This window comes from Streptomyces collinus (assembly GCF_031348265.1).
Lineage (GTDB): Bacteria > Actinomycetota > Actinomycetes > Streptomycetales > Streptomycetaceae > Streptomyces > Streptomyces collinus.
Map to the genome: position 1 here is coordinate 2,769,326 of NZ_CP133771.1, position 19,495 is coordinate 2,788,820.

Annotated in this window: 18 protein-coding genes; 8 read left to right on the top strand and 10 right to left on the bottom strand. The window is 71.3% G+C overall.

Annotated elements, in window-relative coordinates:
• Positions 1–9: 9 nt before the first annotated feature.
• Positions 10–963 (bottom strand): anti-sigma factor RsbA family regulatory protein, encoded by a 954-nt coding sequence (locus RFN52_RS12475; protein ID WP_184846006.1) that lies wholly within the window; start codon positions 961–963, stop codon positions 10–12.
• Complete coding sequence (locus RFN52_RS12480; protein ID WP_107454798.1) at positions 960–1,316, bottom strand: STAS domain-containing protein; 357 nt, start codon at positions 1,314–1,316, stop codon at positions 960–962. The genes RFN52_RS12475 and RFN52_RS12480 overlap by 4 nt, the downstream gene beginning before the upstream one ends.
• Before the next feature lie 185 nt (positions 1,317–1,501).
• Between RFN52_RS12480 and RFN52_RS12485 the strand changes: the two genes are divergently transcribed.
• The 5 genes from RFN52_RS12485 (at position 1,502) to uppS (ending at position 5,718) form a co-directional block, all read left to right on the top strand.
• Positions 1,502–2,200, top strand: a complete 699-nt coding sequence (locus tag RFN52_RS12485; protein ID WP_184846008.1) for an ANTAR domain-containing protein — start codon at positions 1,502–1,504, stop codon at positions 2,198–2,200.
• A gap of 91 nt (positions 2,201–2,291) precedes the next feature.
• Complete coding sequence (locus RFN52_RS12490; protein WP_184846011.1) at positions 2,292–2,459, top strand: hypothetical protein; 168 nt, start codon at positions 2,292–2,294, stop codon at positions 2,457–2,459.
• A 52-nt stretch (positions 2,460–2,511) separates the two neighbouring features.
• Entirely contained in the window at positions 2,512–2,754 is a 243-nt protein-coding gene (locus tag RFN52_RS12495; protein ID WP_184846013.1) for a DUF6411 family protein, read from the top strand.
• Between the two features lie 69 nt (positions 2,755–2,823).
• A complete protein-coding gene (locus RFN52_RS12500) occupies positions 2,824–3,789 on the top strand; it encodes a YihY/virulence factor BrkB family protein (RefSeq protein ID WP_184846014.1) in 966 nt (321 codons plus the stop codon).
• 147 nt (positions 3,790–3,936) lie between these two features.
• A complete protein-coding gene (gene uppS / locus RFN52_RS12505; protein WP_184846016.1) occupies positions 3,937–5,718 on the top strand; it encodes a polyprenyl diphosphate synthase in 1,782 nt (593 codons plus the stop codon).
• Positions 5,719–6,131: 413 nt separating this feature from the next.
• On the opposite strand, the gene RFN52_RS12510 is transcribed toward uppS, so the two are convergent.
• Positions 6,132–7,376, bottom strand: coding sequence for an MFS transporter (locus tag RFN52_RS12510; protein WP_184846018.1), 1,245 nt, complete (start codon positions 7,374–7,376; stop codon positions 6,132–6,134).
• Between the two features lie 205 nt (positions 7,377–7,581).
• Here RFN52_RS12510 and RFN52_RS12515 point away from each other — a divergent pair, with 205 nt between their 5' ends.
• Positions 7,582–8,664, top strand: coding sequence for an AraC family transcriptional regulator (locus RFN52_RS12515; RefSeq protein WP_184846020.1), 1,083 nt, complete (start codon positions 7,582–7,584; stop codon positions 8,662–8,664).
• Positions 8,665–8,676: 12 nt separating this feature from the next.
• Here the strand turns inward: RFN52_RS12515 and RFN52_RS12520 are convergent, their stop codons facing one another.
• Genes RFN52_RS12520 through RFN52_RS12530 form a run of 3 tightly spaced genes read right to left on the bottom strand, consistent with a single transcriptional unit; the run spans position 8,677 to position 12,313 of the window.
• Positions 8,677–10,089, bottom strand: a complete 1,413-nt coding sequence (locus RFN52_RS12520) for an aldehyde dehydrogenase family protein (protein ID WP_184846022.1) — start codon at positions 10,087–10,089, stop codon at positions 8,677–8,679.
• Positions 10,086–10,964: an SDR family NAD(P)-dependent oxidoreductase gene (locus RFN52_RS12525; protein WP_184846023.1), complete on the bottom strand. Its 879-nt coding sequence runs from the start codon at positions 10,962–10,964 to the stop codon at positions 10,086–10,088. Before RFN52_RS12525 ends, RFN52_RS12520 begins: the two co-directional genes overlap by 4 nt.
• Positions 10,961–12,313 carry a flavin-containing monooxygenase gene (locus tag RFN52_RS12530; RefSeq protein ID WP_184846024.1) on the bottom strand — a complete coding sequence of 451 codons (1,353 nt, stop codon included), beginning with the start codon at positions 12,311–12,313 and terminating at the stop codon, positions 10,961–10,963. The genes RFN52_RS12525 and RFN52_RS12530 overlap by 4 nt, the downstream gene beginning before the upstream one ends.
• 185 nt (positions 12,314–12,498) lie before the next feature.
• On the opposite strand from RFN52_RS12530, the gene RFN52_RS12535 reads away from it, so the two are divergent.
• Positions 12,499–13,122 carry a TetR/AcrR family transcriptional regulator gene (locus tag RFN52_RS12535; protein ID WP_184853869.1) on the top strand — a complete coding sequence of 208 codons (624 nt, stop codon included), beginning with the start codon at positions 12,499–12,501 and terminating at the stop codon, positions 13,120–13,122.
• A gap of 79 nt (positions 13,123–13,201) precedes the next feature.
• On the opposite strand, the gene RFN52_RS12540 is transcribed toward RFN52_RS12535, so the two are convergent.
• Positions 13,202–13,801, bottom strand: coding sequence for an FAD-dependent oxidoreductase (locus tag RFN52_RS12540; protein ID WP_311240941.1), 600 nt, complete (start codon positions 13,799–13,801; stop codon positions 13,202–13,204).
• A gap of 449 nt (positions 13,802–14,250) precedes the next feature.
• Between RFN52_RS12540 and RFN52_RS12545 the strand changes: the two genes are divergently transcribed.
• The gene (locus RFN52_RS12545) at positions 14,251–16,470 is read left to right on the top strand and encodes an MMPL family transporter (RefSeq protein ID WP_184846025.1); all 2,220 of its coding nucleotides are present in this window, start codon (positions 14,251–14,253) and stop codon (positions 16,468–16,470) included.
• A 581-nt stretch (positions 16,471–17,051) separates the two neighbouring features.
• On the opposite strand, the gene RFN52_RS12550 is transcribed toward RFN52_RS12545, so the two are convergent.
• From RFN52_RS12550 to RFN52_RS12560, 3 genes are read right to left on the bottom strand one after another with little or no spacing between them, the layout of a single operon-like run.
• Positions 17,052–17,591, bottom strand: a complete 540-nt coding sequence (locus tag RFN52_RS12550; protein WP_229856268.1) for a flavin reductase family protein — start codon at positions 17,589–17,591, stop codon at positions 17,052–17,054.
• The gene (locus tag RFN52_RS12555) at positions 17,588–18,088 is read right to left on the bottom strand and encodes an NAD(P)H-dependent oxidoreductase (RefSeq protein WP_184846026.1); all 501 of its coding nucleotides are present in this window, start codon (positions 18,086–18,088) and stop codon (positions 17,588–17,590) included. Before RFN52_RS12555 ends, RFN52_RS12550 begins: the two co-directional genes overlap by 4 nt.
• A complete protein-coding gene (locus RFN52_RS12560) occupies positions 18,088–19,494 on the bottom strand; it encodes an MFS transporter (protein ID WP_184846027.1) in 1,407 nt (468 codons plus the stop codon). Before RFN52_RS12560 ends, RFN52_RS12555 begins: the two co-directional genes overlap by 1 nt.
• Position 19,495: the final 1 nt, after the last annotated feature.

A 19,495-nucleotide genomic window follows, 5' to 3' on the forward strand; every position in this document is an offset into this window, starting at 1 on the left:
AGGCGCCGGTCAGCGGGCGAACCAGCAGCGCACGGTCGTCCCGCTGTCGCTCCGGTGCAGCCGCACCAGGTCGGCGATCAGGTTGACCAGCAGGATCCCGCGGCCGCCGCGCTGGTCGCGGGGTACGGGCCGGCGTCCGGCCAGGGCGTCCGCGAGGTGCCCCTCGTCGCGGACCTCGCACACCACGTACCCGTCCTCGGCCCACACCCGCAGCACGCCCGAACCGCCGCCGTGCACCACGCTGTTGGTGGTGAGTTCGGCCGTGGCGAGGGCCAGGTCGTCCAGCTTCACACCGACGAGGCCGAGCCGCGCGCCCTCCCCGACGGCCACGTGCCGGGCGTGGGGCAGGGAGTCGGAGTCGAAGGCGAACGACAGCGCTTCCGGCACGGGCGGCAGCGGCTCGTTGTAGCGGGCGACGACGCCCTCGGGGGCGTACGCGTCGCTGCGCTGCTCGGCGCGGGAGCCGGGGTGGATGACGGTCGGGTGGGTGGCGTAGGCGTCGGCGACGACGTGCTCGGGCAGCTGCTCGACGTCGTACGGGCACAGGATCGTCGCCGTACGGCCCCGGAAGGCGGCGTTGATGAGCGCCTCGTGCTGGGCGCAGGCCGGGTACTCGGTGTCGGAGCGGCCGGCCCAGATCGGCTCGCCGATGATGCGTACCCGGCGGCCGGCCGGCTGGGCGTCGGCGAAGGCACGCAGCACGCCGGGGATGATCCGCCCGGGGTTGCGTCCGGCCTCGCGCATGTCCAGGAGCCGCACGGCGGCGGCGGCGTCGCCCAGCGCGTCCCGGATCAGGGCGAGGTTCTTGCCGGGCACGGCGACGGCCACGGGTTCTCCGGCTTCCAGCCCCTCGCGTACGAAGGGGAGGGTGCCGTCGAGGTAGTCCTGCTCGTCCCGGTAGAAGAGCGCGGGGTGGACGAAGGGGTCGAGGGGCCCGAAGGGCTCGGTGACCGTGCTGGTCATGATGTGGACACCTCGATTCCCTTCTGGCCGGGCCACAGCAGGTCCAGCGTGCGCCGCAGGGCGGGCGGCGGCCGGCGCACCACGAACCGCCGGCCGTCGCGGAGCTGTCCGGCGGCGGCCGCGAGCGCACCGGCGCCCGCTACGTCGACGAACGTCACGCCGGACAGTTCGAGGTAGTACACGTCGTCATCCTCACGGACAGCCTGTTCCAGTACACCTTCCCAGATCGCACGTGTCGTCAGGCCGACCTCCCCGGCCGCCCGGACGCCCCGCCGCCCGGCCAGCGGGAACACCGCCAGACCGGGCGCGGGGTCGCGAGGGCCGTTCGCCGACAGCTGCTGCCGAGTGTTCAAACCCCTCTCCCCACACTTGTGGACCACAGCGCTCTTACCCGTAAGGCAAAGGCTCATTCCCCCGGGACGTGTGTAGTACGCCGTACGGCGGGCAGGCGCACCTCACACCGACGTCCACGGGGGCGAGTGACGTCGTGCAGTCCGGCGAGACGAACACGACAGACGAGGACCGACAAGGCGGTGACATGACCTCAGCGGCATCACCACATCTCACAGGAGGGCTGGACACCCTGGTCATCCCTGGCCGCGTCGACGCGGACCGCGCCGAGCTCACCCCCCGCGGTGAGCTCGTCCACGGCTGCGCGGACGTCCTGGCGAAGACCCTGGTCGGCCTGCCGGCCACCGTCACCCGGGTCGACCTGGACATGGCGGGCGTGCACTTCATGGACACGGCCGGCCTGCAGTTCCTGGACGTGCTGGCCGACCACGGCCGGCAGCGGTCGCTGACGGTGACGACGGCGAACTGGAACGGCCAGCCGCGCCGGATCCTGGAGCTGGCGGGCCTGGACACGACCGATCCGCTGGCCGGTCCTGACACCGCCGGTGCGGTCTCCGCGGTGGCGCCGGCCGCCCCGGCCTCCTCGGCGGTCGCCCTGGAACGCGCGGAGCGGCTGCACGTCCTGCAGGAGGAGGTCGAGCAGCTCCGCCAGGCCATCGCCTCGCGCCCCGTCATCGACCAGGCCCGGGGCATCCTCATGGCCACCCACGCCTGCACCTCGGACGAGGCATGGCACATCCTGCGGGAGACGTCCCAGCTGTCGAACACGAAGCTGCGGGACGTCGCGGCGGCGGTGACGGCGAGCGCGGAGGCGGACGGGCCGCCGCCGTCGCCCGAGCTGCGCACGGCGCTGCAGCGGGCCGTCGCGAGGCGCCGCCGGGGCTGAGGGGCAGGGGCCCGGGGTACCGCGTGCCGGGCCGGTGCTCCCCGCCCCGGCGGGGTACCCGGCTGCCGACAGCCGCGCGAGGAGGTGCACGATGAGCTACCCCACCCCGTCCCAGGCCGAAGGCGAGCGCGACGACGAGCAGGACACGACCCCGCGTCCCACTCCGTCCCAGGCTGAGGGCGACCGCGACGACACGAACGCCCGGGAGGAAGGCGACGGCGACCGGGCGGAGGCCACCGCGACGGAGGAGGCCACATAGAGACGACACGACGGGGCACCCGTAACTCCCCCACCTCACAAGGGAGTTGCTCGTGATCATCGCCGTCGTCATCGCCGGATGCGTCCTCCTGGCCGTGCTGGCCTTCCTCGTCCCCCGCCTCTCGCACCACCCCGAGCGCGGCACCCAGCGTTCGCTCGGCGCCGGCGCCCGGGCCGGCAGCAAGGCACCCGGAGTGCTGGGCAGGCTCTTCAGCAAGCCCTTCCACTCCAGTTCCCGCGCGGTGAGCCGCAGCGGCTCGGCCGGCCGCCGCACCCGCGGCCGCATGCCCTTCTGACCCACCGCGCGGCCGTGCCGCCCGGCATGCTGGTCCAGTACGCAGGGCAGGCAGAAGGAGAACTTCTCGATGGGCACCGCAGTGCATGTCCCGCAGACGCGGGACATGATCGGGGAGGAACTCTCCGGGGACGAGGCGTTCACCGCGCTGCGGCGCTACGGAGGCCGCCGGCTGTTCCTCGACGCGTTCACCCGCTTCCGTTACGCCGACGGGTTCAGCAGCTCCCGCTCCCTCGCCTTCCAGGTCGTCCTGGGCATGGTGCCGTTCACCATCGCCCTGGTCGGCGTGGCCACCACCGTGCACACGGAGAGCGTGGGGCGGATCATCGAACTCACCCTCGGCCGGATCGTGCCCGGCGCCAGCGCGGGCCTGGTCGAGGACGCCCTGGACGGCACCGCGCGCAGCGCCGGTTCGGGCGTCTGGGGCGCCGTCGCCATGTGGCTGGGCCTGGCCTTCGCCGTACTCAACCTGGCCTCGGCGATGGCCCAGGTCGAGCGGGGCGCCAACCGCATCTACGGCATCGAGCGCGACCGGCCCTTCCTGGCCAAGTACGGCCGTTCCCTGCTCCTCGCCATGGCCGCGGGCATGCCGATGGTCCTGGGGTTCCTCGTGCTGGTGGCGGGCGACGCCGTGGGCAGCGCGGTGGTGGAGGCCCTCGGCTGGTCCCGCACCTGGCTCGACTGGTGGTCCGCCCTCGACGTGCCGCTGGGCGTGGTGCTGGCCTGGGTGGCCTCGGCGGCGATCTTCCGCTGGGCGCCCCGCCGGGACCAACCGGGCTACACCTGGCTGGCGTTCGGCTCCGCGGTCCATCTGGTGCTGTGGATCACGGCCACCTGGCTGCTGGCGCTCTACGTCGCCAAGAGCGGCTCCTTCGGCGCCGTCTACGGCCCGCTGACGGCCTTCGTCGCTCTGCTGCTGTGGGCCAATCTGACCGGCGTGGCCCTGTTCCTCGGCATCGCCTTCGCCGCTCAGCTCGAAGCGGCCCGGGCCGGCATCACCGAAGCCGTGCACCCCGACCCGGGCCCGGGCCCATGACTTCCCGCCTGACGCGCGCCAGGCCCCTGTGATCACCGCGCCGAACCAGGACGTATCGTCCTCGGTGTGACCGACGTGCCCCCCGCGACCACAGCACCGGCAGACCGAGGAACGGCCCACGGAACCCCCGGCCCGGCCGGAGGCCCGGTGAGCGGCGACGATCCGGCCCTGCGGGCGGCCTACCGACTGTGCCGGCGCCGGACGAAGGACGAGGACCCGGCGGAGTACGCGCTGATCCAGCTGGTGCCCGCGGCCCTGCGCCCGGCGCTGCACGCCCTGTGGGCCGCCGCCAACGCCCTCGACGACCTCGGCGACGACCGCACCGCGCCCGCGGCCGAGCGGGCCGCCCGGGTCGAGGCCTGGATCACGGCCCTGCACCGCGAACTGCCCACCGGCTCCAGCCCGGACCCGGTCCGCCACGCCCTGGTGGACACCGCGAACCGCTGGCGCCTGGACCTGTCCGAGCTGCGGGACGCCATGGCCCAGGTCCAGGACGACACCCGCGGCAGGCACTTCGCCGACTGGGCGGAGTGGCGCGCCTGGGGCCGGGACAACCTCCTGCCCTGGTTCGGCCAGGTCCGCACGGTCTTCGACCGGGCCGGCGTCCCCGTGGCGCTGCGCCTGGACACCCGGGAGGCCTATGAGGAGTTCCTCGACGGCGTCCGGCTCACCGACATCCTCACCGACCTGTCCGCCGACCTCGCCCAGGGCGACCTCCTGCTGCCCGCCGAGGCCCTCGACCTGCACCCCGGTTCGGCCGCCGACCTGGTGCAGCGCCGCTGGAGCCCCGGCGTCGCCGCCCTGGTCACGCACCTGACCGGCCTGGCCCGCCAGTGGGTGGCCCAGGAGACCCTCACCCGCGGCATGCACCCGGGCCCCGCGACGGTCCTGGACACCATGGCCGCCCTGCTGCACGCACAGCTCGACGCCGTCGACGCGGCCGGCCCGGCGCTCCTGCGCTCCCCGCCCCGGCCCGCGCTCCCCACCCGGGCCCGCATCCTCGCCCCCGCCCGGGCCCGCGCGGCCCTGGCCTGGAGCCTGACCCCGCTGACGGTGCCGCCGCCCCAGCACCCCGGCGCCCAGCGGCCACCGGCAGCCGCCCTGCCGGCGCCCACCGGCACCTTCCTGCGGCCGCCGCCCCACCCCAGCGGCGAGCGGCCCCCCGGGATCCCGTCCGGTGATCTGCCCGCCCACGTCGCCGTGATCATGGACGGCAACGGCCGCTGGGCCCAGCAGCGCGGCCTGCCCCGGCACGAGGGCCACCGCGCCGGGGCCGACGCGGTCCGCGAAGTGGTCCACGGCGCGCTGGACATCGGCCTGCGCCACCTGACGCTCTACACCTTCTCCACCGAGAACTGGCACCGCGACCCGGAGGAGGTCGACGCCATCCTCGACCTGCTGCGCCGCGAAATGACCGAGAATCCCTTCCGCGACCTGGACGTCCGGCTGCGCTGGCACGGCCGCGCCGGCCGCCTGCCGCCCGACCTGGTCGACGTCCTCCAGCTGCGCGAGCGCACCACCCGTGCCCGCACCGGCCTGACCCTGACGATGTGCATCGACTACGGCGGCCGGGACGAGCTCACCCGCACGGCCGCCGCCCTGGCCGGCCGGGTCCGGGCCGGCCGTCTGGAGCCCGGCCTGATCGCCGAGGACGACTTCGCACGGCACCTGCCCCTGGCGGACCTGCCGGACGTGGACCTGCTGTGGCGCACGGGCGGTGAACAGCGCGTCTCCAACTTCCTGCCCTGGCACACGGCCTACGCCGAACTGCACTTCACCCCCGGCCTCTGGCCCGACACGGACCGCCGCGACCTCTGGCAGGCGATCACCGCGTACACCGGCCGCCAACGCCACCACGGCGCGACCCCGGCGGACGGACCGTCAGCAGTCCCCTGCCCGACGGCTCCTGCCGGCGGGGCGGGCGGGTGAACCGGGTGCGCCGCCCTGGAGCCGCACCGCGGTCCTCGCGCTCTCGCGAGTGGAAACGGTTCTGCGCGTGTAGCGCGCGGTGGGGCGGGTGGGACTCGAACCCACGGCCGACGGATTATGAGTCCTTCTGTGATCTTGGCGACCCTTGCCGATCAGTGCTCCTCCTTGACGTTTTCGCTGGTGAGAAGGGGTGAGCAGTGTTGGCCCTCGTTCGCCTTTGTCGGCCTGTTCCTATCCTTGCGTCCCGAACACGTCCCGAACGAGCCCGGAATGGACGTGCTGAAGGAGCTGTGGGCCCGATCCCGCCAGCTGAGGAAGGGGCCTCGAACCCGCGCATAGCGGATTCTCATTCCAACGCGCAGAGGCTCCGTCCCGGGCGACATCCATGCCCCGAAACCCGCGATGCGGGAATCTCAGCCGACGGGTGGAGGAGCCTGCCCGGACGACGGGAGAGTCGCTCTCCGCACGGGCCGGGCCGACGGCTGGGTGAAGTGGCGGGCGGCGGCCAGGAGAAGGAGCGCCAGGGCGGCCGGTACCGCGTAGGCGAGACGGAACCGGCCGGTGGAGCCGAGGAGCCCGCTCACCGCGCCTCCGGTGATGACGCCGACGTAATTGAAGAGATTCAGGCGCGCCAGGACCATCTCCGAGGCAGCGGGGCGCAACCGCGCGGCGGAGGCCAGACACAGCGGAGCCAGGACGGACGCCCCCAGACCCACCGCCCCGGCCGCAAGAACGGCGAACGGCCAGCTCGGCGCGGCGGCCATGCCTACCAGGGCTCCCGCGACCAGCAGGGCCGCGGTGTTGACGACGGCGACCGCTCCGAACCGTTGCACGAGGCGATCGGTGGCGGCGCGGCCGACGACTGTGCCGGCCTGGTAGGCCGCGTACGCCAGCGGCGCGACCGTGAGGGACGCGGCGAGGGTCTGGCGCAGGTACACCGCCGACCAGGCCGAGACGGTGGAGTCGACGACGTAGACGACGAGGAGGACCAAGCCGAACGGGATGAGCCGAATCCACAGGCGGCGCCCCAGCGGCGGCCGCGCGAGGGTGTCCGACGGCCCCGCGGGGGAAGGGAGGGCGTGCGTGCGCATACAGACGGCCAGGAGCAGCACGATGCCCGCCTCAGCGCTCAGGCCGGCGGCTACGGGCCACTCCAGCCGGGCGACCCCGGCGGTGAGCAGGGCCGCGACCACGCCCCCCACACTCCATGCCGTGTAGAAGGAGCCGAAGATGCTGCGGCCGTAGGCGCGTTCGATCGCCGCTGCCCGGGTGTTGACCCCGATGTCGAGGGCACCGACAGCGAGCCCGAAGAGGATGTACGCGCAGATGACGGTCGCCTCGTCGGAGGCCCGTCCGATCAGCACCAGCGTGGCGGCAGCCGTCAGCATGGCCCCGCGCATCGTGGCGACGGGACCGACGCGACGGATCGCGGCCAGACCCAGGAAGCTGCCGCCACCTGCCGTCAGTGCCACCGCGACCATCACGGCGGTCGTCAGGAGCGGAGCCAGGTTCAGGTGTTCGGTGACAGCGGGGACGGTCGTGTACACGGCGGCGACGGACAGACCTTGTACGGCGAACGCGAGGGTCGCGCCCCTTCGGGCGCCGGCCTTGGAGACCGGGTGCCCGGTCCCCGCCCGGGCTGGAGCGTTGAGGGACATGATGCTGTCGCGCCTTCGTTCCTGTGTGCGCTGGGTGACCAGTCGAGGTCCAGCGAGTCGGATGGGTGCAGGTTCCGGAAACCGTAGCCAGGCGCGAAAGGCAAGCTCAGGGCACCAGGGGCCGTAGAGGGGGCTTCGGGGGCCAAAAGCATGCGACCGGTGATGCCGGCTGCCTACGGTGGTCACCGAGGAGAAGGTGGGTGCGATGTCCCTCATCCCCGGCCCGGCGGACCCTCCCGGGACCAGTCGCAGCACGTCGGCGACGATCCAGCCGAACATCCTGCGCTGCCTGGTCGTGGTCGCCGACGAGCGCGGCGTCGATCTGCGGCCCGTGTTGAAGCAGGTCGGGCTGGACGAGACGATCATGCGTTCCGCCGCGCTGCGGGTGTCGTACCGGCAGGGCAGCGCGGTGATCCGCCGTGCGGTGGAGCTCACCGGGGACGAGCGCCTGGGACTGAAGGTCGGTGCGGCGCAGCACCTGACCGCGTGGGGCCTGCTCGGCTTCGCCCTGATGGCCGACGACACGTTGCGGCACGCCATCGGGACGGGGGTGAGGTACCAGAACCTGTCCGGGGCGATGGTGGTGTGGTCGGCCGGTGCGGGGGAGGAGGACGACGCCTTCGTGCTGCGCGCCGATCTTCCCGATCCCGCCATGGACCCGGTCGTGGCTGCCTTCCTGATCGAGGAGGCGTTCGCCTCCGTGGTCACCCTGTCCAGGCTGGCCGTCAGTCCGGACTTCGCGCCGAAGGTCGTGGAGTTCTCCTTTCCGCCACCCCGCCAACACGACCCGTTTGTCGCCCTGTTCGGCTGTCCGGTCCGGTTCGGCGCCCCCGCCAACCGCCTGGCCATCGACCCCGCGTGGGCCCGCACCCGGATGCCCGGCCGGGATCCGGTGAGCTACGCGTCGACTCTGGAGATGCTCGACGCGCAGCTGGCCTCCCGCCGTGACCAGCAGGATCTGCTGGAGGTGCTGGAGATCTCCGTTGCGCAGAGTCTCCCCGTGGCGCCTTCGTTCGGTGAGCAGGCGCGGCGGCATGCGACAAGCGAGCGGACGCTGCGCCGTCGGCTGGCCGAGTGCGGCACGACGTACGAGGCCCTCGTCGAGGGAGTGCGCCGGGAGCGTGTGGAGCAGTTGTTGCTCCGTCCGGAACTGACACTGCGCGACATCGCCCGCCGGGCGGGATTCTCCGACGAACGGGCGCTGCGCCGCGCGGTGCGCCGGTGGCACGGCACCTCACCGGTCCGTCTGCGGGAGCGGATGCTCCGGGACACGGGACAGACGGAATGACGTAACGACGCGTCAGCGGGTGCGGATCCAGACCGTCTTCTCCCGGGTCCACTGGTCGAAGGCATTGGTGGACTTCTCCACGCCACCGAATCCGGACTGCTTCCAACCGCCGAAGGGGGTGGTGATGTCCCCTTCGCTGTAGGCGTTGACGGAGACCACGCCGGCCTCGATGCCGCGGGCCAGCCGCAGCGCGGTGTCGAGGTCGCGGGTCCACAGGGAGGCGGCGAGTCCGTACTCGGTGGCGTTCGCCCCGCGTACCGCCTCGTCCTCAGAGGTGAAGGTCTGGATGGTGACGACGGGGCCGAAGAGCTCCTTGGTGAGAACGTCGCTGCCGTCGGGGGCGCGGGTGATCACGGTGGGCGGGTAGTAGGCGCCGCGCGGAGGCAGCCCGTGCGGCAGTCCCCCGGTGTGGATCTGGGCTCCGCCGGCCCGTGCGGCCTCCACGGCTCCCGCGACCCGATCAAAGGCAGCGTGGTCGATGAGCGGCCCCATCTGCGTGTGCGGGTCGGCCGGATCACCGATGACCAGCTCTCTCGCCGCGGCCGTGAACCGCTCGACGACCTCCTCGGCGATATCGCGGTGCACCAGAACCCGGGAGCCGGCCGTGCAGTTCTGCCCCATGGTCAGGAACGCGGCTTCGATCATGTTGCCGATGAGCTCATCACCGTAGGAGAGCGCGTCGGCCATGAGCACCTGGGGGCTCTTGCCGCCCATCTCCAGCGATACGCGCTTGAAGTTACTGTCGGCGGCGGCCTTGAGGATGCTGCGGCCGGTCGCGGTGGACCCGGTGAAGGAGAGCGCCCCCACAAGGGGGTCGCGGGCCAGGGCCACCCCGGCTGTCCGGCCGTACCCGGGCAGCACCGTGAGCACTCCTTCGGGCAGGCCGGCCTCGGTCGCGAGTTCGGCCAGGTGCAGGGCGGAGCGCGGGGTCGCCTCGGCGGGCTTGACGAGCAGGCAGTTGCCCGCAGCCAGGGCGGGTCCGACCTTCCATGCGGTCATGGCGAGCGGGTAGTTCCACGGCAGAATCGCCGCGACGACCCCGACCGGTTCGCGGCTCATGAGGCCGAGAGCGTCGGGCCCGCTCGGCGCGAGGCGGCCGAAGACCTTGTCGGCAGCCTCGGCGAACCAGCGGATCGACTCGATCGCCCCCGGTACGTCGCCCGTACGGCACTCCGTGATCGGCTTGCCCGCGTCCTCGCTCTCCAGCCGGGCGAGGATCTCGGCGTCGCGTTCCATCAGGTCGGCCAGCCGCAGCAGCACCGCTCCGCGCTCCCGGACCGGCAGCCGCGACCACACCCCGGCCTCGTGGACCTGCCGGGCCTGCTCGGCAGCCTTGGAGACGTCGTCGGCGCTCGCGGCGGGCAGGAAGGTGATCGGCTCACCGGTGGCGGGGTTGACGACCTGCAGCATCTCGTTCGTGGTCATGCTTCCTCCACCAGCTCCCAGCGCCCGTCGGTCCGGCGGGCCAGTCCGCGTCGGCGGAGATCTTCGAGATAGCGGGCCATACCGCGGTCACCCCGCTTGCGGAACAGCGGGAAAACCTTGGGCAGCAGGTTCGGCATGAGCATCGCGAACCGCACCAGACGGGACTCGCCGGGCCGGGGGTAGGCCTCCAGGCGGGGCTTGTCCAGCAGGCTCACCACGGCCGCGACGACGTCGGCGGGCTGCTGTGGTGGGTCCTGGAACTGCATGGAGTTCCCGCCGTCCACGGCTTCCTGGCGCAGCATCCGGGTGTCGGTCGCCGACGGCAGCACCGAGCCGGCCAGAATGCCCTTGCTCCTGAGGTCGAGCCCGATGGCGAGCATCGCGCCCCGCAGCCCGAACTTGGACGCCGTGTAGATCGGGGTCTCGCCCAGCGGGAAGATCCCGCCGAGGGAGACTGTCGTGACCACCCGGGCGTCCCGCGAGGCCCGCAAGAGGGGGATCGCGATCCGGGTGGTGACCAGCGGGGAGATCAGGTTGAGGCCGATCTCCCGCTCGATGCTCTCGACGCTGCGGACATCGAAGCGTTCCGCGCTGGTCATGCCAACGTTGTTGACGAGCACGTCGAGGCGGCCATAGACCTCGGCGACCAGCTCGAACACCCGCTCCACCTGGGCGCGGTCCCTCAGATCACAGCCGAGGCCGGTGTGCCCGGCGCCGGGAAGATCTGCGGCGACGGTCTTGGCGCGGGTCTCGTCGATGTCGACGACGACGCACCGGGCGCCGCCGGAGGCGAAACGGCGGCACAGCGCGCTGCCGATGCCGCCCGCGCCGCCGGTCACCAGCATGGCCTTGTCGGTGTAGTCGAACCCGCTCATGCCGCGCTGCCTTCCTTGACAGCGCGCAGGGACCACACCGGCGGCGGCTGGCCCTCGGTACGCCAGCCCATGTCGCGCGCGACCTTGCCCAGGTACTTCACGAGCGCCCCGCTGTCGACGTAGCCGGTGTGGCGGGGCGAGTCGACGAACTTCAGCCCGCCGGACAGATCCGGGCGGTCGGCGCGGATCATCTGGGTGAACCGTTCAGCGTTCCGCAGCCGGTGCCGCGCGTCGTGGATATACCCGGCGATCAGCTGCGCCTGGGTGTCGAAGAGTCGGTACGCACCGGAGTTGGTCTCCACGAAGCCGATGCCGAACAGGCCCAGGTGCTCGCGTGAGAACGACGACAAGTACAGGTCGGGGTGCTGCTCGTCGCCGAAGTACTGCTGCGCGACCGGCACTTTGTGGACGTAGCCCGTGGCCAGCAGGATGAGATCGAAGTCGTCGCTCGTGCCGTCGGTGAAGTGCACGGTTCTGCCCTCGGCACGGGCGATCCCGGGCCTGGCGGTGATGTCGCCGTGCTGGAGGTGGTGGATCAGCATCGAGTTGATGGCCGGGTGGGTCTCGAACAGCTTGTGGTCCGGCTTCGGCAGCCCCAGTCGCGTCGGGTCGCCGTTGATGATACGCAGCACGGCACCGAAGATCCGCTGCGCCAGCCACATCGGCAGGTGCGGCCCGCTGCTGGCGATGGTGTCCACCGGCCGGCCGAAGAGGTGCTTGGGGATGAACCAGTAGCCGCGCCGCATGCTGATCACCGCGTGGTCGGCGGTCCGGGCGGCGTCGCAGGCGATGTCGCAGCCGGAGTTCCCCGCGCCCACGACCAGGACGCGCTTGCCGAGCAGCTCCTCCGCGCTGCGGTAGCCGACGGTGTGCCGGACCTCACCGCTGAACTCCCCAGGAAGCTCGGGGATGTTGGGTTGCCACTGCGAGCCCGTACACACGACGACCTGCCCGTGCACGCTTTCGCGGCCGTCGGCCCGGGTGACCGTCCAGGTGCCGTCCGCGTTCTTCTCGATGCTTTCGACCTCGACGCCGAACTCGATCCGGTCCGTCAGCCCGTAGGCGTCGGCGAAGAGCCGCAGGTACGACAGGATCTGCCGGTGCGGCGGGTAGTCGGCGAAGTGGTCGGGCATCGGAAAGCCGCCGAATCCCGACAGGGTCCTGCTGGAAATGAAGTGGGCCGATTCGTACATCGGGCTGCCGGGATTGTCGATGTCCCAGATACCGCCGGGCCCGGTGTGCCGCTCAAGATGCGTGTACGGCAGATTCCGCTCCGCCAGTGCCCTGGCGACCGCCAGCCCGGCAGGCCCCGCCCCGATCACACACGTATCAAACTGGCTTTCCTTCACGGGCCTGCCTCCTCGTTCGTCCCGCTTCACGGTTGTTCAAGGAAACGTATTCACCCGCCGTTCAGCGGGAACTGACCCGCGCGGCCATGGACCGGACCTCAGCGGCCGCGCCACGACATCCGGCTGCGCACAACTTGACTTGTTCGGGTGACTTCATCATCCGACTAAGTCGGTATGATGCGGTCATGGCTCATGTTCCCGCGGCCGAGCGCCGCCCTCAACTGATCAAAGCGGCCATCGACTTCATGACCAGGGAAGGAGTCGCGGCCGGAAGCACCCGTGCCATCGCCGCCGAGCTGGGGGTTGCTCAGGCCACGGTGCATTACACCTTCGGCACGAAGGAAGGGCTGTACCGCGCCGTCATGGAGCAGCTCACGCAGGACTTGATCACTCAGGTCGAACAGGCCGCACCGGCCGACGCCGGCTTCGAGGAAACGGCCAGTACGCTTGCCGCCGCCCTGTGGCGGACGGTGCGCGAGCAGCCCGCCAGTCATCAGCTGCTCACGGAACTGACCATGTTCGCGCTCCGCTCCCCCGCCCTGAGCGAGGCCCTGGAGAGCCACCATCGGGGCGTGACCGAGGTGACGGCGAGGCTGGTGACCGAAGCGGCCGAGCGCACCGGCCTGACTCTTGCCCAGCCTGCGGAAACGATTGCGCGGTTCTTCCTCGCCGGCTTCGACGGGCTCACGATGCAACGTCTCTCCCACCCCGACGAGGAGGCCGAGCACACCTGCCTGCAGGCCTTCGTATCCGCCGTGGTGGCCATGGCCGCCGGTCGGCTGGACCTGGTACCCGTTCCTGCGAGCTGACATGGTTTGCGAGCCGGTGAACCTTGCCGGCCACCGCACCAGTCACGCGCGTTGGGTGCCTCGGAACGGATCCGGGTGTTCAGGTTGGCCATTGCCGGAGCGGACCGCGCCGTCCATGAGGCCGTTCCATCAGGGGGAGGACTCGGACCCCGCCCAGTGCACGCGACCGACTTCCGGCCCATCCCCTCCCCGTACTCGGTAAGCGCCCCGGGGCGGCGACGGACGTCGGGCCGCCCTGGGTCCATTGCTCGGCGGTCCAGTCCTGCTCGACGTAGTCGACGGTGTCGAAGGCACGCTCGCCGACGACCTGGGCGAAGGAGCGCAGCACCGCTTCGCGGCGCTCGTCCACCGGGCGGTGCGCCCACTTGCGCCATTCCCTGCCGCCGAGGCAACCCATGAGCACGCCCCCGGTCCACCGTCGGGCGGGGTGTCGTCCAATGTCTCGCGGATGGGCGAACCGCCACGCAGCAGGCCCGTGCCGGAAAGGCCCTCCGCCCGCCAGAACGGTGTGTCGTAGACGGCCACGCGCTTGAGTCACGCCGACCTTCTTTGCCGACGCCAGGATGTGGTCCTGGGTAGGGCCGGCGAACTGCCTACCGATCTCGGGCACTTGACCGTCACCCAGGTCGTGGTTGAGCAGCCGCCCGCCAACCCGGTCGCGGGCCTCCAGAACGGCCACGGAGTTGCCTGCCGCGACGAGCTCTCACGCTGCGGTGAGCCCGGCCGGTCCCGCACCGATCACGACGAGGTCGGCCCGTCGGCTCCATTGCCCGTTGGCGGCTTGCGTGCCGCGCGTACTGGTCATGGTCACTCCTTGACGCACAGCGGGGAAGCGGTCGGCGAACGGCTGACAGACGACATGGTCAGTCGACAATGTCAGTGTATTCAGTCACACGAAAAGGCCATCTGGCCTGCCGTTACGGCAATGGTCACCCAGGCAATAGTCGAATGACTCGGTCGTTCGACTTGAGCAAGTGATAAAGTCGGTCGCACCGTGCGAGGCACCCATCGGCTCCGACCGGTCGCGCGGCTGCCGTCACGTGGCCGGAGTCCGACCCTGTGCCCTCCGTTTCCCCCGCCCAGTCCGCTGCCCGGGTGCGGGGATCCCCACCGTCTAGGGAGTTCGTCATGGCCGTCCTGCTCCACCGGCTGGGTCACAGCGCCTACCGGCGCCGAAAGCTCGTCCTGGGACTGTGGCTCTTCGTCCTGGCCGCGCTCATCACCTGCGTCAGCGTCTTCAGCGGCAAGCTCGACGACCGCTTCTCGGTGCCCGGCACCGAGTCGCAGCGTGCGCTGGACAGCCTGAGCAAGACCCTCCCGGAAGCCTCGGGTGCCAACGCGCAGATCGTCATCACGGCCCCCAGGGGCCACCAGGTCACCGAAGTCCCCTACACCGCGGCCATCGCCCGGACCGTGGCGGAGGCCAGGAAGGCTCCCCAGGTCAGCGAGGTCGTCGACCCCCGGGACTCCGGCGCCGTCTCGGCCGACCGGACCACGGCGATCGTCCAGGTCCAGTACCCCGTCCAGAACGCTCAGGTCCGCACCTCATCCGTGGACGCGATCGAGAAGGCGGCCGAAGCGGTGGAGAACGACGGGCTGAAGACCTCGGTGGGCGGCTCCGTCTACAGCAGCAAGGGCGTCCACGTCGGCCCGTCGGAGATCATCGGCGTGGCCGTGGCCCTGCTGGTCCTCGTCGTGACGTTCGGCTCACTGCTGGCCGCGGGCATGGCACTGGTGCCCGCGCTCATCGGTGTAGCAGTCGGACTGGCCGGGCTACTCGCCCTGGCGCCCGCGGTCAGCATCTCCTCGACCGCCGTCACACTCGCCCTCATGCTGGGCCTGGCCGTCGGCATCGACTACGTGCTGTTCATCCTGTCGCGCCACCGACAGCAACTGGCCCGCGGAACCGAGCCGAAGGAATCCATCGCGCTGGCCACCGGCACGGCCGGAAGCGCCGTGGTCTTCGCCGGCACCACCGTGATCATCGCGCTCGCCGCGCTGAGCATCATCGGCATCCCGTTCCTGACGATCATGGGTCTCGGGGCCGCCGGAGCCGTACTCATCGCTGTACTGGCGGCGATCACCCTCGTCCCCGCCGTCGCGGGATTCGCCGGCTCCCGGCTCACTCCCCAGCCCAACAGCCGCGCCGCCCGGCGTGCCGCCGACACCGAGGGGTCCATCGGCCACACCACCATGGGCACCCGCTGGACCGAGTGGGCCATCGCCAAGCCGCTGCTGACGGTGCTCGCGGTGGCGGGCATCCTGGCGACCCTCGCCTTGCCCGCCATGGACATGCGCCTGTCCCTTCCCGACAACGGCTCCGCCCCGCACTCCTCCACCGAGCGCAAGGCCTACGACACGATCAGCGACAAGTTCGGTTCCGGCTTCAACGGCCCGCTCCTCGTCCTGGCCGAGACCAAGAACGGCACGGCTGCCGCGAGCGCACAGGCCGGCGTGCGGGTGGCCCAGAAGCTCCAGACCCTCGAGAACGTCAAGGCCGTCCTCCCGCCCCAGCCCACCAGCGACCCGGCACAGAGTGTCATCACCGTCCTGCCCGCCTCCGGTCCGGACAGCGTCCGCACCGACCAACTCGTCCGTGACATCCGCAAGGCCGCGCCCGACATCCGTGACACGACCGGCGCCTCCGTCGCGGTCACCGGCACCACCGCCGTCAACATCGACGTCTCCAACCGGCTCAGCGACTCCCTGCTGCCCTTCGTCGCCATCGTCGTCGGCCTCAGCCTGCTCCTGTTGATGATCGTCTTCCGGTCGCTGGTCATCCCCGTCAAGGCCGCCGTCGGCTTCCTGCTCTCGGTCGGCGCCTCGCTCGGTCTGGTCGTCGCCGTCTTCCAGTGGGGCTGGCTGGCCGACATCCTCGGGGTGCCCCACAGCGGCCCTGTCGTCAGCTTCCTGCCGATCATTCTGATCGGTGTGCTGTTCGGACTGGCCATGGACTACGAGGTGTTCCTCGTGTCCGGTATGCGCGAGGAATGGGCTCACACGGGCCAAGCACGCCAATCGGTCGTCGACGGCGCACGCCACAGCGTGCGGGTCGTCACCGCCGCCGCCCTGATCATGTTCACCGTCTTCGCCGGGTTCTTCCCTCTCGACGACTCCCTGATCAAACCCATCGCGTTCGCCCTCGCCGTGGGCGTGGTCATCGATGCCTTCGCCGTCCGCATGACGCTCGTACCGGCGGTGCTCGCTCTCGCCGGCCGGGGCGCCTGGTGGCTACCGGGCTGGCTGGACAGGGGCCTGCCCGACCTCGACGTCGAAGGAACCAGCCTCCAGAAGGCTCCGGCTCATGCTTCGGCGACAGACCGCAAGGAACCCCAGAACGTCTCCTGAGGAACCCTGCCCTCAGATCATCCGGGGGGCTCGCGACACACCGGACGCCGTGAGCCCACTCCCGGTCGGCACCACCCCTGCCCCTACCACCAGGGCGACCGTGCGGGTCAGAATGGTTCGAACTAACGCCACCGGCAACGGAGTTGAACTCACGAGCAGCGGATTCAGTCCGTTGACCGAAAGTCCTGAATCCGCACGCCCGCTGAGACGTTTCCGCAGGTCACAGGCGTGCAGAGTGGGGCGGGTGGGACTCGCGCGTTCGGGACGCGTTCGGGACACAAGGAGGAGAACAGACTGACAAGAGCTGAGGAGCTCGACCGTACTCATCCCCGCTGACCTGCGGAAACGTCAAGGATGAGTGTTGATCGACAAGGGTCGCCGAGATCCTCCGAAGGACTCATGATCCGTCGGCCGTGGGTTCCCCGAAGACTCCCAGGATGGACAGCGTCGGTAGGTGCAGGGCCGACCGGCACGCCGACTGCGGACCGGCAGCCGCACCCCGCCGCCGCCAAGACCGGCGGGGTGGTGAGATGCTCCCCGCCACGCGTCGGCCGCGCGGACGTCGTGGCACCGGCATCGCCTCAGTCGGCCAGCATCTTGAACGTCCGTTGGTGCCAGACGAGGGGATTGCGGTCGTCGTCGGCCATCATGGCCAGCACCCGCAGAACGATGATGTCGTGGTCGCCGGCCGGGTAGTGGTGCTCTATCGCGCACTCCAGCCATACCGGCGCGCCCTGAAGGAAGATCGCGCCGGATGCCGCTTCCGCCGTGTCGACGCCGGCGAACCGGTCTTCCTTCCTTGGGGACGCGAGTTGCCGGGCCCTGTCGCTGTGCTCCTCGCCCAGGACGGACACTCCGATCGCCCGCGCGCGGGACAGCACCGGCCAGGTCGTCGAACTGTGCTGCACGGCGAAGGAGACCAAGGGCGGTTCGGCGGAGACCCCGACGGTGAACGACGAGACGATCATGACGGTCGGGTCGTCGCCGTCGACGCGCGCCGACAGGGCGGCGACTCCTGAGGGGAACGCCGCGAACGCCCGCTTCAGCTCGCCGAGATCGGAGGTGAGGGTTTCCATACCTTCCAGAGCTGCCATTCCGTCCAGGCCTTCCATGGTCGTCATCGTGCGGTCCTCGTCTTCGCGGCGTCGAGCACGGTCCGGCTCCACTGCCCGGCCCAGCGGGCGAGTGAGTCATCCGTGGTGTAGGTGGAGTCGAGCTGGTAGAGACCCTGCGCGGGGCAGGTCGCGCCGAGTTCGACCAGTACGGGTTTGAGGGTGAGTTCGGGGGCGAGGGCGTGAGCGGGTCCCGCGCCGAGCATGAGGGGCAGCGCCACCTGGCCGGCGAGGCCGGTCGCCGTGGGGAACCGGTCGAGGAAGAGCTTGAGCAGGCCGGTGTAGGTGCCCTTGTAGGTGGGAGACGCCGCGATCACGACGCCGGCGGACCGCACCCGCTCGACGGCCGCGGTGACGTCCGGGTCGCCCCAGGCGAGCAGGCCGGCGCCGAGTTCGGCGACTTCGAGGAGCTCGCAGTCCAGCCCGAGGGCCGCGGCGAGGCGTTCGGCGGCATCGCGGGTGCGTGAGCCGGTCTTGGGGTTTCCTATGACGGCGACGGCCTTCATCAGGCGACTCCTGTGGGTAGATGGGGAGCGGCGGCGGACTCCGCAGGAGAGCCGGTCCCGGGACGGTCGACCCGGAGGGACACGGAGGCGAGGAGGCAGAGCAGTCCGCCGGCGGCGAGTCCGCCGAGGGTGGCGGCGTAGCCGAAGCCGGCGAGGAGAACGGCGCCGGCGGCGCTGCCCAGCACCGCGCCGAGTTGCTTCATGGCGTTGAAGACTCCCGACGCGGCCCCGACCTCGTCCGCGGCGACCGTGGTCACCGCCGCGATCGACAGAGGTGACCAGACGAACGAGTTGCCCACGCCGTACACCGCGAAGGCGATGGTCAGGGCGGGGATCGGCGCGTCCGTCGCGACGAGTGCCGCCGAGGCCGCGATGGACAGGACGAGCGCGGACGAGCCGAGGACGGCGACGGCACGGGGCCCGATCGTGTTGTTGAGCCGGGCCGATATCGGGGCGCCGAGCAGGCACACGACACCCATCGGTACGAGCGTGAGTGTCGCCGCCCCCGGGGCGAGACCGCGCTCCTGCTGGAGGTAGAGCATCAGCGGGATCATGGCCGAGCCCGCACAGAAGGCCGCGGCCGCGCCGCCCCAGGCCGCGGTGACGAACCCGCGGCTGCGCAGCAACGCGACCGGCACGAGCGCGCGCAGCCCGTCACGGCGCTGCAGCCAGACCACGGCCACGACGACCAGCGCGCCGGCGGCGGCGAGCAGCCAGCGCGGTACGCCCCACGCGTCGGCGCTCATGGCATCCGAGCCCTGGATGCCGAGGACGAGGGCACCGACGCCGGCGGCGTTCGCGCAGATCGCCCACACCGGGATGCCCACCTCCTGACGGGGCAGGGCGGGTACGAACGCGGACACGGCGACCATCGCGGCCACGCCGACCGGGACGTTGACCCAGAACACGGCGGGCCAGCCGCCGACGGCGACGAGCAGGCCGCCGACCAGCGGCCCGGCGGCCACCGCGGCGCCCCCGACCGCGCCCCAGACGCCGAGCGCGACGGCGAGGCGGGGGGGCTGGAACAGCGCCTTGATGAGGGTGAGGCACTGCGGTGTCATCAGCGCGGCACCGACGCCCTGGACCACCCGCCAGCCGATGAGTGCCTCGATGGTGGGAGCCAGCGCGCACAGCAGCGACCCGAGCGTGAAGGCTGAGAGTCCGATCAGGTGGACGCGCCGGTGGCCGTAGCGGTCGCCCAGTCGTCCCGCGGCGAGCAGGGGCACCGCGTAGGCGATGAGATAGCCGCTGTTGACCCAGATCGCGAGGGTCTCGGTGGTGTGCAGGCCGGTGATCAGCGCGGGCAGCGCGACCGAGGTGACGGTGCTGTCCAGCAGCAGCATGAAGAACCCGGCGCACAGGCTGCCGAGGGCGAGCCAGTCGCGTCGCCCGCTTGCCGCGGTCATC

Excerpts from the sequence above, each read along its gene's own strand:
- RFN52_RS12475 (WP_184846006.1), bottom strand. The coding sequence starts at position 963 with ATGACCAGCACGGTCACCGAGCCCTTCGGGCCCCTCGACCCCTTCGTC.
- RFN52_RS12485 (WP_184846008.1), top strand. The coding sequence starts at position 1,502 with ATGACCTCAGCGGCATCACCACATCTCACAGGAGGGCTGGACACCCTG.
- RFN52_RS12490 (WP_184846011.1), top strand. The coding sequence starts at position 2,292 with ATGAGCTACCCCACCCCGTCCCAGGCCGAAGGCGAGCGCGACGACGAG.
- RFN52_RS12500 (WP_184846014.1), top strand. The coding sequence starts at position 2,824 with ATGGGCACCGCAGTGCATGTCCCGCAGACGCGGGACATGATCGGGGAG.
- RFN52_RS12510 (WP_184846018.1), bottom strand. The coding sequence starts at position 7,376 with ATGTCCCTCAACGCTCCAGCCCGGGCGGGGACCGGGCACCCGGTCTCC.
- RFN52_RS12515 (WP_184846020.1), top strand. The coding sequence starts at position 7,582 with ATGTCCCTCATCCCCGGCCCGGCGGACCCTCCCGGGACCAGTCGCAGC.
- RFN52_RS12520 (WP_184846022.1), bottom strand. The coding sequence starts at position 10,089 with ATGACCACGAACGAGATGCTGCAGGTCGTCAACCCCGCCACCGGTGAG.
- RFN52_RS12525 (WP_184846023.1), bottom strand. The coding sequence starts at position 10,964 with ATGAGCGGGTTCGACTACACCGACAAGGCCATGCTGGTGACCGGCGGC.
- RFN52_RS12535 (WP_184853869.1), top strand. The coding sequence starts at position 12,499 with ATGGCTCATGTTCCCGCGGCCGAGCGCCGCCCTCAACTGATCAAAGCG.
- RFN52_RS12545 (WP_184846025.1), top strand. The coding sequence starts at position 14,251 with ATGGCCGTCCTGCTCCACCGGCTGGGTCACAGCGCCTACCGGCGCCGA.
- RFN52_RS12550 (WP_229856268.1), bottom strand. The coding sequence starts at position 17,591 with ATGACGACCATGGAAGGCCTGGACGGAATGGCAGCTCTGGAAGGTATG.
- RFN52_RS12555 (WP_184846026.1), bottom strand. The coding sequence starts at position 18,088 with ATGAAGGCCGTCGCCGTCATAGGAAACCCCAAGACCGGCTCACGCACC.
- RFN52_RS12560 (WP_184846027.1), bottom strand. The coding sequence starts at position 19,494 with ATGACCGCGGCAAGCGGGCGACGCGACTGGCTCGCCCTCGGCAGCCTG.